This window comes from Paracoccus sp. M683 (genome assembly GCF_007096355.1).
GTDB lineage: Bacteria > Pseudomonadota > Alphaproteobacteria > Rhodobacterales > Rhodobacteraceae > Paracoccus.
This window is the reverse complement of sequence record NZ_VKDF01000005.1, coordinates 177381-190555: the sequence shown is the minus strand read 5'-3', so window position 1 is coordinate 190555 and position 13175 is coordinate 177381. Positions and strand designations below refer to the sequence as shown.

Below are 13175 nucleotides of genomic sequence, written 5' to 3'. Positions count from 1 at the left end.
TGCGATCCGATGTCGTTCAATGGCGTGATCTTTCCCGAAAGGCCATATATATTCCACCCGAACCGGCTTGAGACCGGCAAGGAAAGGGCAGTTTAATGCGATTGATCAAGCTTCTCGTGATTCTGGTTCTGGCGGCGGTGATCGCGCTGGTGGGCTATGCCTATCTGGGCGACATGTCCCCCCAGCAGCGCGAGATCAGAAATTCGATCCCCGTCGAGGGGGGCGAGTTGGCCCCGGCGGCCGCCACGCCTGCCGATCAAGCCGAGGCACCCGATGCCGCCGCCTCGATGGAAACGCCCCCCGCATCCGAGGACGCCCCCGAGGACGCAGCCGAAACCGAGGCCACGCCGGCACCGATCACCGAGGAAGACACCAGCGAGGCACCGGGTGACTAGGCTGCGCCTGCCCCACGCGCTGCTGGCGCTTGGCCTTGTGACCGGCCCGCCCTTGCAGGCGGCGGCCCAACAGCCGTTGTCGGCAAGTGACTGGCTGTCCGGCTCGATCCAGTCGCCGCCGCGCGAAAGCTCGGGCTGGCGGCCGGGGGCCGGCGCACCGGCGGATGCCCAACGCCCGACGCCGGGTGCGCCGCCTGTCGCGGAAACCGGGGCGGTCGGCAAGGTTGCCGTCACCCGGCTGGATCGCGCCGATCCCGACCGTGCCGGCACCGTCTCGGCCCGCGCCGCCGGGCTGCCAGCCGATCTGTGGGCCGGCAGCGAGACCGCGCGCCTCGCCGCGCTGATCGGCCAGACGCCCTCGCGCTTGCCGGCGATGAACGCGCTGCTGCGCCGGGTGCTGACCGCGCAACTGACCCCGCCAAAGGGCGCCGAGGCTGGCCAGGGCACCTTGTTTCTGGCCCGCGTCGACCGGCTGCTGGACATGGGCGCCAATACCGAGGCCGCGCGGCTGCTGGCCAGTTCCGGGCAACGCTCGCCCGAAAGCTTTCGGCGGCTGTTCGATGTGGCGCTGCTGGCGGGCGAGGAAGGCCGCGCCTGCGCCGTCATGAACGACACCCCCGGCATCGCCCCCAGCTTTGGTGCGCGGATCTTCTGTCTGGCGCAATCGGGCGACTGGTCTGCCGCAGCCATCACCTTCCATGGCGCTGAAACGCTTGGCCTGATCCCTCAGGACCGGCTGGCGCTGCTGGCGCAGTTCCTTGACGACAGCTATGTCGATGCCGGTCAGGTGCTGGAACCGCCCCAGCCCGTCACTCCGCTGGATTTCCGCATGCACGAGGCCGTGGGCCAGCCCCTGCCAACCGCCGGGCTGCCGCTGGCCTTTGCCCATTCCGACCTGCGCAACAACAGCGGCTGGAAGGCCCAGCTTGAGGCAGCCGAGCGGTTGGCCGGTGCGGGCAACCTGCCAAGGGCGGACCTGATCGCAATCTATACCAGCCAGAAGCCCGCTGCCTCGGGCGGGGTCTGGGAACGGGTCGCGGCGGTCCAGACCTTGCAGGCCGCGCTGGCATCCGATGACACGGCCGCGCAGGCAGCGGCGCTGGAAGCCGCCTTTGACCAGTTCTCGGCCGCCGGCATGTGCAATGTGCTGGCCGTTCTGGTGGCCGCGGACCTGCCGGCCACCCTGCCGGACCGGGCGGGCGAAATCGCTGGCTGGCTGCGCGCCTGGCAAGGGCTGCCGGTCAGCATGCCGGTCACGGCCCCCGCCGATCTGTCCGGGGGCGAACCCGACCCGCTGGCGCAGGGGCCTGATCGGCACGGCGAGGCCTTGCTGATCGCGATGGCGCAGATCGACCGCGGGCTTGATGGCGACATGGCGCAGGCCGCGCGGGGGTTGGCCACCCTGCGCGCCCTGGGCCTGACAGCCGAGGCCGATCTGGCGCAGGCGCAACTGACGCTGACCCCGCTGATGGACGGCACATGACCGGGGACAGGCGCGCGATCTCGGCCTTTCTGGACGCGCAGGCGGCCGAGGCCGGGTCTGCGCAGAACACCTTGCTGGCTTACGGCCGCGACCTGTCGGATTTTGCCGATTGGCTGGCGGGGCACGGCACCGGGCTGGACCGGGTGACCCGCGAAGGAATCGAGGATTATCTGTCCTTCTGCGACGCGCAGGGCCTGTCGCGCGCCACCCGCGCCCGCCGCCTGTCGGCAATCCGCCAGTTTACCCGTTTCGCGCTGGACGAAGGCTGGCGCGAGGATGACCCCGCCATCCGCATCAGCGGCCCCGGCCGCGCCCAACGCCTGCCCAGAACGCTGAGCCAGGCCGAGGTCGGCGCGATTCTGGACGCCGCACCCGGTATCGGCCGCAGCCCGGCCGATCGCGCGCGCAACGCCTGCCTGATCGAGCTGCTTTACGCCACCGGAATGCGCGTCAGCGAACTGGTCGCCCTGCCGGCCGCAGCCTGCCGGGGCAATCCGCAGGTTCTGCTGATCAAGGGCAAGGGTGGGCGCGAACGCATGGTGCCGCTGACCGAAAAGGCACGCGCGGCGCTGGTCGGCTGGCTGGCGATCCGCGACCATGCCGACGCGAAAACCCCGCTTGGCAAGCTGGTCGCCGGCAAGGGCGGGCGCTGGCTGTTCCCGGCCCCCGGTGCTGCCGGGCACATGCCGCGCCAAAGCTTTGGCCGGCTGATCTCGGATATCGCGGCACATGCGGGGCTGGATCCCCGCCGCGTCAGCCCGCATGTGATCCGCCACGCCTTTGCCACGCATCTTCTGGAAGGCGGCGCCGATCTGCGCGCGATCCAGATGCTTCTGGGCCATGCCGATCTGGGCACGACCGAGATCTATACCCATGTGCTTGATCAGCGGATGCGCGATCTGGTGCTGAACCATCACCCGCTGGCCCATCCGGGCGGCGCCCCCAAGACGAGCTGAACAGATGGACGACGCCGCAACTTTCCTTGATGCCGGTTTCTGGATCACCGCCGCCGCGATCGTCGCGCTGCTGATGATGTCGGCCTTCTTTTCGGGCTCGGAAACGGCGCTGACGGCGTCCAGCCGGGCCAAGCTGCGCGCCCGCGCCGACAAGGGCGATGCCGGGGCCGAAGCCGCGCTGAACGTGACCGAGGACAGCGAGCGCCTGATCGGGGCCATCCTTCTGGGCAACAATGTCGTCAACATCCTGTCGGCCAGCCTTGCCACGGCGCTGTTCACGCGCCTTCTGGGCAGCAGCGGCGTCGCGCTGGCGACGCTGGTGATGACGGTTCTGGTGCTGATCTTTTCCGAGGTCCTGCCCAAAACCTATGCCATTTCGGCCCCCGAAAAGGTCGCCACCGCCGTCGCCCGGCCGATCAGCCTGGTCACAACATTGCTGTCTCCCATCGTGGCCGTCGTGCGGCTGATCGTGCGCGGCCTGTTGCGGCTGCTGGGCCTGCGCAGCGACGCCAATTCGCATATGTTCTCGATCCAGGAGGAAATCGCCGGGGCGCTGTCCATCGGCGCCGAATCCGGCACGGTGCAGAAAGAGGATCGCGACCGCCTGCTGGGGGCGCTGGATCTGGGCAACCGCACCAACGAGGAAATCATGCGCCACCGCTCCGAGATCGAAATGATCGACGCGGCCACCCCGCCCGCCGACATCCTGAACGCGGTGCTTGCCAGCCCCCATACCCGCCTGCCCGTCTACAAGGACGAACGCGAGAATGTCGTGGGCGTGGTCCACGCCAAGGAATTGCTGCGCGCGGTCAACCGGGCCGTGCGCGAAAGCGGCGACCCGGCGGCGGTACAGAATTTCGACGTGATGGCGGTGGCGATGAAGCCCTATTTCGTCCCCGAGACCAGCCCGCTGGACGAACAGATGCGCGAGTTTCTGAAACGCCGGACCCATTTTGCGCTGGTCGTGGACGAATATGGCAGCCTGCGTGGGCTGATCACGCTGGAAGACATCCTGGAAGAAATCGTTGGCGAGATATCGGACGAGCTGGATACCGAGGCCGACCCGACCCTGACCCCCAGCCCGGCCGGCGACTATACGGTCGAGGGCGGCATGACCATCCGCGACCTGAACCGCGCGCTGGACTGGACCCTGCCCGATGACGAGGCCAATACCGTCGCCGGCCTGGTCATCCACATGGCACAGTCGATTCCCGAACAGGGCCAGGTGTTTTCCTTCCACGGCTACCGGTTCGAGGTCGTCGCCCGGCGCGACAACCGTATCACCAAGCTGCGCATCCGGCCGCTGGCGGCAAATGCCGGGTCCGAAGCCGGCTGACACAGACAGCCCCCTGCGGCGCGGGCGGGCGCCGATTTCGGCCTGGCTGTGGATTTGCGGTGTTGGGTTCGCCTTGCAACCGCGCCCCGCCCTGCCTATCAGGTCAGCAAAGCGATCAGCCCCAATCAGCCGTGAAGGACCGCCATGGATATCGAAGCCCGCCGCAAGGCCGACCCCGCCCATTGGAACCTTGCCGCCGCCATCCGCGTGCTGGCCATGGATGCCGTTCAGGCCGCAAATTCCGGCCATCCCGGCGCGCCCATGGGTCTGGCGGACGTGGCCACGGTGCTGTTCCAGAAGCACCTGAAATTCGACGCCTCGGCACCCCATTGGTTCGACCGCGACCGTTTCATCCTGTCGGCCGGCCACGGCTCGATGCTGCTTTACGCGCTGCTGCATCTGACCGGCTATGAACAGATGACGATGGAGCAGGTGAAGAACTTCCGCCAGCTTCACGCCATCACCGCCGGCCACCCCGAATACGGCCATGCCGAGGGGATCGAGACGACCACCGGCCCGCTTGGCCAGGGCATCGCCACCTCGGTCGGCTTCGCCATCGCGGAAGAGGCGATGCGCGCAGAATTTGGCGCGGATCTCTGCGATCACCGCACCTGGGTCATCGCCGGCGATGGCTGCCTGATGGAGGGCATCAGCCAGGAAGCCATCGCCCTGGCCGGCAAGCAGGAACTGGGCCGGCTGATCGTCTTGTGGGACAATAACAACATCACCATCGACGGTCGGGTCTCGATTTCGGACAAGACCGACCAGATGGCGCGCTTTGCGGCCTCGGGCTGGCGGGTGCTGGCCTGCGACGGCCAGGATCCCGCCGATATCGACCGCGCCCTGACCGAGGCGAAAAACAGCGACGGTCGCCCCACCTTCGTCGCCTGCAAGACGATCATCGGCTTTGGCGCACCGAACAAGGCCGACAGCCACAAGGTCCACGGCTCGCCGCTTGGCGCCGAGGAAATCGAGGCCGCCCGCATCGCGATCGGCTGGACTGCGCCGCCCTTCGTCATTCCGGGTGACATCGCCGCCGAATGGCGTGCAATCGGTTCCCGCGGCACCGAGGCCCGCGCCGCCTGGAACGCCCGCGTGGACGCGCTGGCCGCCGATGCCCGCAACGAATTTGCCCGCCGCATCAGCGGCGAGGTGAACCCGCATCTGGCCCCCACCGTTGCCGCGCTGAAGGAACAGGCGGTCGCCGCCAAGCCCAAGATCGCCACCCGCAAGGCCAGCGAGAACACGCTGGAAGTGCTGAACCCGGTCATGCCGGAAAACTTTGGCGGCTCGGCCGACCTGACCGGGTCGAACAACACCTACACCAAGGATCTGGGGATCTTCTCGCCCGAGGATCGCAAGGGCCGTTACCTGAACTATGGCATCCGCGAACATGGGATGGCGGCGGCGATGAACGGGATCTGGCTGCATGGCGGCTTCCGCCCCTATGGCGGCACGTTCATGTGCTTTACCGATTACGCCCGTGGCGCGATGCGCCTGTCGGCGCTGATGGGGCTGCCGGTCATCTATGTCATGACCCATGACAGCATCGGTCTGGGCGAGGACGGCCCGACCCACCAGCCGGTCGAACACCTGGCCATCTGCCGCGCCACACCGAACACGCTGACCCTGCGCCCCTGCGATCAGGTCGAAACCGCCGAGGCCTGGGAACTTGCGCTTTCGCAATCGAACCGCCCCTCGATCCTGGCCCTGTCGCGCCAGAACCTGCCGGAACTGCGTCTGGAAAACAGCGCCGAGAACCTGTCGGCCAAGGGCGCCTATGTGCTGCGAGAGGCCAGCGGCGGCAAGCCTGCGGTGGTGCTGATGGCCACCGGGTCCGAGGTCGAGATCGCCGTAGCCGCGCGCGAGGCACTGGAAGCCGATGGCACGCCCACCAGCGTCGTCTCGGTCCCCTCGATGGAGCTGTTCCGCGAACAATCCGCCGCCTATCGCAAGCGCGTCCTGCCCGCCGGCACCGTCCGCATCGCCATCGAGGCAGCCGTCCGCCAGCCCTGGGACTGGCTTTTGCTGGGCGAGCGCGGGCGCGAGGGCAAGTCGGACTTTGTCGGCATGACCGGCTTCGGTGCCTCGGCCCCGGCGCCCGAACTCTACAAGGAATTCGGCATCACCGCTGATGCCGTGGTTGAAAAGGCCAAGGCGCTGCTTTGAGACGCCATTCCGCCTCCGGCGGGGGTATTTGGACGAGCGAGAACGGGCTTCTTTCTCGTCTAAATACCCGTGGGCATTTGCTTTGATGCAGGGCCTGCGCCGGCCGGGCGGCGACCAGTCGGCGGGAATATTGCTGCTGCTGGCGGCCGTTTTCAGCTTCACGCTGATGGATGCGACTGCAAAATACCTGACCCAGCATTATCACCCGTTTCAGGTGGTCTGGGCGCGCTTTGCCGGAAACATGGTGCTGCTTGCGGTGATCTTTCATGTTCGGCTGCCCTCGCTGATGCGGACACGCCAGCCCGGCGCGCAATTCCTGCGCTGTCTGACGCAGATCGGCTCGGTCGTGCTTTTCTTCAGTTCGCTGCAATATATCGGCTTGGCCGAGGCGACGGCGATCATGGACATCAATCCGGTGCTGATCACGCTTGGCGCGGCGCTGTTTCTGGGTGAAAGCATCGGCATCCGTCGGGCGCTTGGCATCGGGGCGGCGCTACTCGGGGCGCTGATCATCATCCGTCCGGGGGTCGGCGTGTTTCAGCCGGCCGCCATCCTGCCGCTGATCGGGGCTTTTACCTATGCTGCCGGCGCCGTGCTGACGCGGGTGGTGCGCGGGGACTCGACTGCCACCTCGTTGCTGTGGTCCACGGTTTTCGGCACGATCATCGCCAGCGCCGTGGTGCCGTTCTTCTGGCAACCGATCGCGATGCAGCATCTGTGGGCCTTCCTGCTGATCGGCCTGCTTGGTGCCGGCAGTCAGGCCATGCTGATCCGCGCCTTCGCCCTGGCCGAGGCCGGTGCGATTGCGCCATTTGGCTATACAGGGCTGATCTGGGCTGGTGTCTGGGGCTGGTTGTTCTTTGATCAGATTCCCGATGGCTGGACCATTCTTGGCGCCGCGATTATCGTTCTGGCCGGTATCTATGTCTGGTCGCGCGAGGCGGCCGCCGCCCGAAAAGCACCATGAGTGACGAAACCGAACCAAAGCCACCCCTGCGCGACCGCCTGGCCAATGCCGCCTTTCTTGCGGTGATGGGTGTGGCCCGGCTGATCCCCTATGAAAGTCGCATTCCGGCGGTGGGCTGGTTCTTCTCGCAGGTGCTTGCCCCCATTGCCGGCTGGCGCCGGCGCATCCGCGACAATCTGGCCCTTGCCCGCCCCGACCTGACCGCCGCCGAGGTCGAGGACCTGGTGCGCGCCGTTCCCGACAATGCCGGTCGCTCGCTGGCCGAGATCTATTCGGGCGAGGCCTTCACCAGCCGCATCCGCGAAAGCAACCCGATGGAGGGGCCCGGCGTCCCCTCGCTGGAAGCCGCCTTCAAATCGGGTCGCCCGGTGATTCTGGCCTGCGCGCATTTCGGCAATTACGACGCAATGCGGGCGGCGCTGGCGGCGCGCGGCTGGCCGGTGGGGGCTTTGTATCGGCCGATGAACAACCAGGCTTTCAACGCCCATTATATCCCCGCCATGCGTGCCATCGCCGAGCCGATCTTTCCCCGTGGCCGCGCCGGGCTGACGGCCATGCTGCGTTTCCTGCGCGGCGGCGGATGGATGGCGCTTGGATTCGACCAATACCAGGGCGACGCGCCCGAGTTGCGGTTCTTTGATCTGCCAACGCGGACCGTGCTGACCCCGGCTGAACTGGCGCTGCGCAATGATGCGCTGATCGTTCATATTGCCGGCATTCGCCAGCCGGACGGCCTGTCCTTCAAGGTCCATGTCGGCGCGCCGCTGGAACATGGCGAACCCGCCCAGATGATGCAGGCCCTGAACGACGATCTGGAACAGCTGGTGCGGCGCCACATGGATCAGTGGTTCTGGATCCACCGCCGCTGGAAATAGCGCACAACGCTTGCGCATTCTTGCGGGGCCAATGCCACTTGGGTCCGGCATGACGGGAACTTACATCTGCGTCAAAGGGTTGGCGGCCCTGATGCCGCCCTGAACCGGAGAATGACCAGATGAAGAAAATCGGATTCCTGTCCTTTGGGCATTGGTCGCCCGAGCGTGGCTCGCAGGTGCGGACGGCTTCGGATGTGCTGACCCAGTCGATCGAGCTTTCTGTTGCAGCCGAGGAACTGGGGCTGGATGGCGCCTATTTCCGCGTCCACCATTTCGCGCGGCAGCTCGCCTCGCCCTTCCCGCTGCTGGCGGCGGTAGGTGCGCGCACCAGCAAGATCGAGATCGGCACCGGCGTGATCGACATGCGCTATGAAAACCCGTTCTACATGGTCGAAGATGCCGGCGCCGCCGATCTGATCTCGGGCGGGCGGTTGCAACTGGGGATCAGCCGTGGCTCGCCCGAACAGGTGATCGACGGCTGGCGGCATTTCGGCTATGCGCCCGCCGAGGGCCAGGATCACGCCGATATGGCCCGCCAGCATGCCGAGATCTTCCTGAACCTGCTGGAGGGCAAGGGTTTCGCCGAACCCAGCCCGCGCCCGATGTTCCCCAACCCGCCCGGCCTGCTGCGGCTGGAGCCGCATTCCGAGGGCTTGCGCAAGCGCATCTGGTGGGGTGCCGCATCTGATGCGACGGCGGAATGGGCCGGGGCGATGGGGATGCATCTGCAAAGCTCGACCCTGAAAACGGATGAGACGGGCGAGCCGTTCCACGTCCAGCAGGCCAAGCAGATCCGCAAGTTCCGCGCAGCCTGGGATCTGGCCGAGCATGAAGGTACGCCGCGCGTCTCGGTAAGCCGCTCGATCTTTGCGCTGATGAACGATCAGGACCGGATGTATTTCGGCCGGGGCGGCAAGGATGACGATCAGATCGGTCTGATCGAGCAGACCCGCCATGTCTTTGGACGTGGCTATGCCGACGAACCCGACCGGCTGATCGCCCAGCTGAAAGAGGATGAGGCGATTGCCGAGGCCGATACGCTGTTGCTGACGGTGCCGAACATGCTGGGCGTGGACTACAACGCCCATGTGATCGAAAGCATCCTGACCCATGTTGCGCCGGAAATGGGCTGGCGCTGACCAACCCCTGAAAAGGGCGCCCCCCGCCACGCTGCCACGCGACGGGGGGCTTGGTGTCAGGCTGCGCCTCTTGCCGGGCGGCTGGCTGCTTCGATAGGGGCGCGGATCCTGGGGGAACCGCGTCCTTTCGCCTGACGGAAAGATGGGGGCCGGGCAGCCGGCCCCGTCAGATCAGCTGCACCCCGAGGTGCCGCCGCAGGTGTTGCACTTCATGCAGGTCCCATTCCGAACCAGCGTGTAATTGCCGCAATCGCCGCAGGGATCGCCTTCATAGCCCTGCATCTTGGCCTTGGCGCGGGCATCCATGCTGGTCACAGTCGCGACCTCGCCGACCGTATAGCTGGCGGCGCTTTCGGCCATGCCGGTGGCAACGGCGGCGCTGGATACCCCGCCTTGCAGCACCATCAGTTCCTGAGGCAGCCGCTTGCGCAGATAACCCGCCGAACTGATCTGTTTCAGCATGGTCAGCGATTTCAGCTCTGCCCCGTCCGTGACGGGCGCGACATTCGGACGACCTTCGCCCTCGCCCTCGCCCAACTCGTCGAAAGACGCGCCCTGCGGCTTCACATGGGCCAGATCGGTGCGGTCGAGATAGCTGACGGCCAGTTCGCGGAACACATAGTCAAGGATCGAGGTCGCGTTCTTGATGCTGTCATTGCCTTGCACCATGCCCGCCGGTTCGAACCGGGTGAAGGTGAAGGCGTCCACGAACTCCTCCAGCGGCACGCCGTATTGCAGGCCCACGGAAACCGCGATGGCGAAGTTGTTCATCATCGCCCGGAAGCCAGCACCTTCCTTGTGCATGTCGATGAAGATCTCGCCCAGGGCGCCATCGTCATATTCGCCAGTCCGCAGATAGACCTTGTGCCCGCCGACGATCGCCTTCTGGGTATAGCCCTTGCGGCGCTGCGGCAGTTTCTCGCGGTGGCTGCGGACCATTTCCTTGACGATGATCTTTTCGACCACCTTCTCGGCGATGACCACGGCCTTTTCCTGGATGCTGCCGGTGGCGAGGACTTCTTCGGCCTCTTCGTCATCCTCGACCAGGGCTGCGGCCAGCGGCTGCGACAGTTTGGACCCGTCGCGATAAAGCGCATTGGCCTTGATCCCCAGGGACCAGGACAGTTCATAGGCCGCCAGCGCATCGGCGATGCTGGCGCTGTTGGGCATGTTGATGGTCTTGGAAATCGCGCCCGAGATGAACGCCTGCGCCGCCGCCATCATGTGAATATGGCTGTCGACCGACAGGTAACGCTTGCCGGTCTTGCCGCAGGGGTTGGCGCAGTCAAAGACCACGTAATGTTCAGGCTTCAGGAAGGGCGCGCCTTCCAGCGTCATCGTGCCGCAGACATGGTCATTGGCGGCGTCGATCTGGGCGCGGGTAAAGCCAAGGTGACGCAGCAGGTCAAAGCCGGGATCATTCAGCTTGGCGGCCGGAATGCCCAAGGTTTCCTTGCAGAACGCCTCGCCCAGGGTCCACTGGTTGAAGACAAAGCGGATGTCGAATGCCGTGGCCAGCGCGGCCTCGACCTTTTCCAGCTCGCGCGGGCCGAAGCCGTGGCCGGTCAGTGCGGTGTGGTTGATGCCGGGCGCGTTGCCAAGGCTGCCATGGCCGACGGCATAGGCCACGATTTCCTCGATCTGCGCACTGCCATAGCCAAGCGTTTCCAGCGCCGCCGGAACCGACTGGTTGATGATCTTGAAGTAACCGCCACCGGCCAGCTTCTTGAACTTGACCAGCGCGAAATCGGGCTCGATCCCGGTGGTGTCGCAATCCATGACCAGACCGATGGTGCCGGTGGGGGCGATGACGGTAGCCTGCGCATTGCGATAGCCGTGCTTTTCGCCCAGTGCCAGCGCCTCGTCCCAGGCCTCGCGGGCCATGGCGACCAGCCGCTTGTCGGCGCAATTCTTGGCATCCAGCGCGACCGGATCGACGTTCACGCCCTCATACCCGCCTTTGCCATGGGCCGCCGCGCGGTGGTTGCGGATGACGCGCAGCATATGGGCGGCGTTGCGGTCGTAACCGGGGAAGGCGCCCAATTCGCCCGCCATCTCGGCGCTGGTGGCATAGGCCACGCCGGTCATGATCGCGGTCAGCGCGCCGCACAGCGCCCGGCCCTGATCACTGTCATAGCCAAGGCCCATATTCATCAGAAGCCCGCCGATATTGGCATAGCCCAGACCAAGCGTGCGATAGTCATAGCTGCGCTGCGCGATTTCCTTCGAAGGGAACTGCGCCATCAGCACGCTGATTTCCAGCGTCACCGTCCACAGCCGCGTGGCATGGACATAGGCATCAGCGTCGAACTGGCCATCGTGATAGAAGGTCAGCAGGTTCATCGAGGCCAGGTTGCAGGCCGTATCATCGAGGAACATGTATTCGCTGCACGGATTGCTGCCGCGAATGGCGCCATCCTCGGGGCAGGTATGCCAGGCGTTGACCGTATCGTGGAACTGGATGCCGGGATCGGCGCAGGCCCATGCGGCATGGCCGATCTGGTCCCACAACTCGCGGGCCGAGACGGTTTTCGCCACCTTGCCGTCGATGCGGCGCAAAAGCTCCCACGGCTTGTCGCCACGAACGGCGTCAAGGAAGGCATCCGTCACCCGGACCGAGTTGTTCGAGTTCTGGCCCGAGACGGTGATATAGGCTTCGCTGTCCCAATCGGTATCATAGGTCGGAAACTCAATCGAATCAAAGCCCTGCCGCGCATATTGCAGAACCCGGTTGATATAGGTTTCCGGGATCATCGCCTTCTTGCCCGCACGGATCGCGCCCTTCAGCGCATCGTTCTTGGCCGGGTCGGTGGCATCCTCGATGCTGCCATCCCATTCGCGGATCGCGGCGAAGATGTCGTTCAGCTTCTGCTCGTGCGCCTTGGAACCGGCGACGAGGCTGGCAACCTTCTGTTCCTCGATGACCTTCCAGTTGATGAAGGCCTCGATATCGGGGTGATCCATGTCGCAGATCACCATCTTGGCGGCGCGGCGCGTGGTGCCGCCCGACTTGATCGCACCCGCAGCGCGGTCGCCGATCTTCAGAAAGCCCATCAGCCCGCTGGATTTGCCGCCACCCGACAGGCTTTCACCCTCGGCCCGCAGGCTGGAGAAGTTGGTGCCGGTGCCCGAACCGTATTTGAACAGCCGCGCCTCGCGGACCCACAGGTCCATGATGCCGCCTTCATTCACCAGATCGTCGCTGACGGACTGGATGAAGCAGGCATGGGGCTGGGGATGTTCATAGGCGCTGTCGGATTTCACCAGCTTGCCGGTCTTGTAATCGACATAGAAATGCCCCTGGCTCGGGCCGTCGATGCCATAGGCCCAATGCAGGCCGGTGTTGAACCATTGCGGGCTGTTCGGCGCAGCCATCTGGCGGGCCAGCATGTGCCGCATTTCGTCGTAATAGGCGCGGGCATCGGATTCGGCGGTGAAATAGCCGCCCTTCCAGCCCCAATAGGCCCAGGCACCGGCCAGACGGTCGAACACCTGCCGCGCGCTGGTTTCGCCACTGTAGCGCTGGCCTTCGGGCAGTTTGGCCAAGGCGTCCTCATCGGGGACCGAACGCCACAAGAAATCCGGCACGCCCTTTTCGCGCACCGGCTTAAGCGCGGCGGGCACGCCGGCCTTGCGGAAATATTTCTGGGCGATCACATCGGATGCGACCTGGCTCCAGCCTTTCGGCACTTCGACATTCTCGTTCTGGAAAACCAGCTTGCCATCGGGGTTGCGAATCTCGCTGACGGTGGTGCGAAACTCGATGTCACCATAGGCGCCGCTGTCTTCCGTGGTGAAACGACGTTCGATCTTCATGCCTGCCCTCTTCTGTCCCTGTGCCCCCCGTTCCGGGGA

Annotated in this window: 9 protein-coding genes; 8 read left to right on the top strand and 1 reads right to left on the bottom strand. The window is 65.6% G+C overall.

The annotated features are described in order from the left end of the window. The first annotated feature begins 95 nt into the window (after positions 1 to 95). From FNJ84_RS11255 to FNJ84_RS11220, 8 genes are all read left to right on the top strand, one after another. Positions 96 to 395 carry a hypothetical protein gene (locus FNJ84_RS11255; protein ID WP_143793224.1) on the top strand — a complete coding sequence of 100 codons (300 nt, stop codon included), beginning with the start codon at positions 96 to 98 and terminating at the stop codon, positions 393 to 395. Beyond that, complete coding sequence (locus FNJ84_RS11250; protein ID WP_143793223.1) at positions 388 to 1878, top strand: hypothetical protein; 1491 nt, start codon at positions 388 to 390, stop codon at positions 1876 to 1878. The genes FNJ84_RS11255 and FNJ84_RS11250 overlap by 8 nt, the downstream gene beginning before the upstream one ends. After that, entirely contained in the window at positions 1875 to 2834 is a 960-nt protein-coding gene (locus FNJ84_RS11245) for a site-specific tyrosine recombinase XerD (protein WP_143793222.1), read from the top strand. Before FNJ84_RS11250 ends, FNJ84_RS11245 begins: the two co-directional genes overlap by 4 nt. Before the next feature lie 4 nt (positions 2835 to 2838). Continuing rightward, entirely contained in the window at positions 2839 to 4170 is a 1332-nt protein-coding gene (locus FNJ84_RS11240) for an HlyC/CorC family transporter (protein ID WP_143793221.1), read from the top strand. A gap of 144 nt (positions 4171 to 4314) precedes the next feature. Further along, positions 4315 to 6339: a transketolase gene (tkt, locus tag FNJ84_RS11235; RefSeq protein WP_143793220.1), complete on the top strand. Its 2025-nt coding sequence runs from the start codon at positions 4315 to 4317 to the stop codon at positions 6337 to 6339. Between the two features lie 85 nt (positions 6340 to 6424). Next, positions 6425 to 7306: a DMT family transporter gene (locus FNJ84_RS11230; RefSeq protein WP_143793219.1), complete on the top strand. Its 882-nt coding sequence runs from the start codon at positions 6425 to 6427 to the stop codon at positions 7304 to 7306. Beyond that, positions 7303 to 8181 carry a lysophospholipid acyltransferase family protein gene (locus FNJ84_RS11225; RefSeq protein WP_143793218.1) on the top strand — a complete coding sequence of 293 codons (879 nt, stop codon included), beginning with the start codon at positions 7303 to 7305 and terminating at the stop codon, positions 8179 to 8181. The genes FNJ84_RS11230 and FNJ84_RS11225 overlap by 4 nt, the downstream gene beginning before the upstream one ends. Positions 8182 to 8300: 119 nt before the next feature. Beyond that, positions 8301 to 9320 (top strand): LLM class flavin-dependent oxidoreductase, encoded by a 1020-nt coding sequence (locus FNJ84_RS11220; protein ID WP_143793217.1) that lies wholly within the window; start codon positions 8301 to 8303, stop codon positions 9318 to 9320. A 171-nt stretch (positions 9321 to 9491) separates the two neighbouring features. Here the strand turns inward: FNJ84_RS11220 and FNJ84_RS11215 are convergent, their stop codons facing one another. Beyond that, positions 9492 to 13136 carry a vitamin B12-dependent ribonucleotide reductase gene (locus FNJ84_RS11215; RefSeq protein ID WP_143793216.1) on the bottom strand — a complete coding sequence of 1215 codons (3645 nt, stop codon included), beginning with the start codon at positions 13134 to 13136 and terminating at the stop codon, positions 9492 to 9494. Positions 13137 to 13175 lie beyond the last annotated feature (39 nt).

Coding starts and splice junctions, on each gene's coding strand:
- FNJ84_RS11240 (WP_143793221.1), top strand. CDS start 2,839: ATGGACGACGCCGCAACTTTCCTTGATGCCGGTTTCTGGATCACCGCC.
- FNJ84_RS11225 (WP_143793218.1), top strand. CDS start 7,303: ATGAGTGACGAAACCGAACCAAAGCCACCCCTGCGCGACCGCCTGGCC.
- FNJ84_RS11215 (WP_143793216.1), bottom strand. CDS start 13,136: ATGAAGATCGAACGTCGTTTCACCACGGAAGACAGCGGCGCCTATGGT.
- FNJ84_RS11220 (WP_143793217.1), top strand. CDS start 8,301: ATGAAGAAAATCGGATTCCTGTCCTTTGGGCATTGGTCGCCCGAGCGT.
- FNJ84_RS11230 (WP_143793219.1), top strand. CDS start 6,425: ATGCAGGGCCTGCGCCGGCCGGGCGGCGACCAGTCGGCGGGAATATTG.
- FNJ84_RS11255 (WP_143793224.1), top strand. CDS start 96: ATGCGATTGATCAAGCTTCTCGTGATTCTGGTTCTGGCGGCGGTGATC.
- tkt (WP_143793220.1), top strand. CDS start 4,315: ATGGATATCGAAGCCCGCCGCAAGGCCGACCCCGCCCATTGGAACCTT.
- FNJ84_RS11245 (WP_143793222.1), top strand. CDS start 1,875: ATGACCGGGGACAGGCGCGCGATCTCGGCCTTTCTGGACGCGCAGGCG.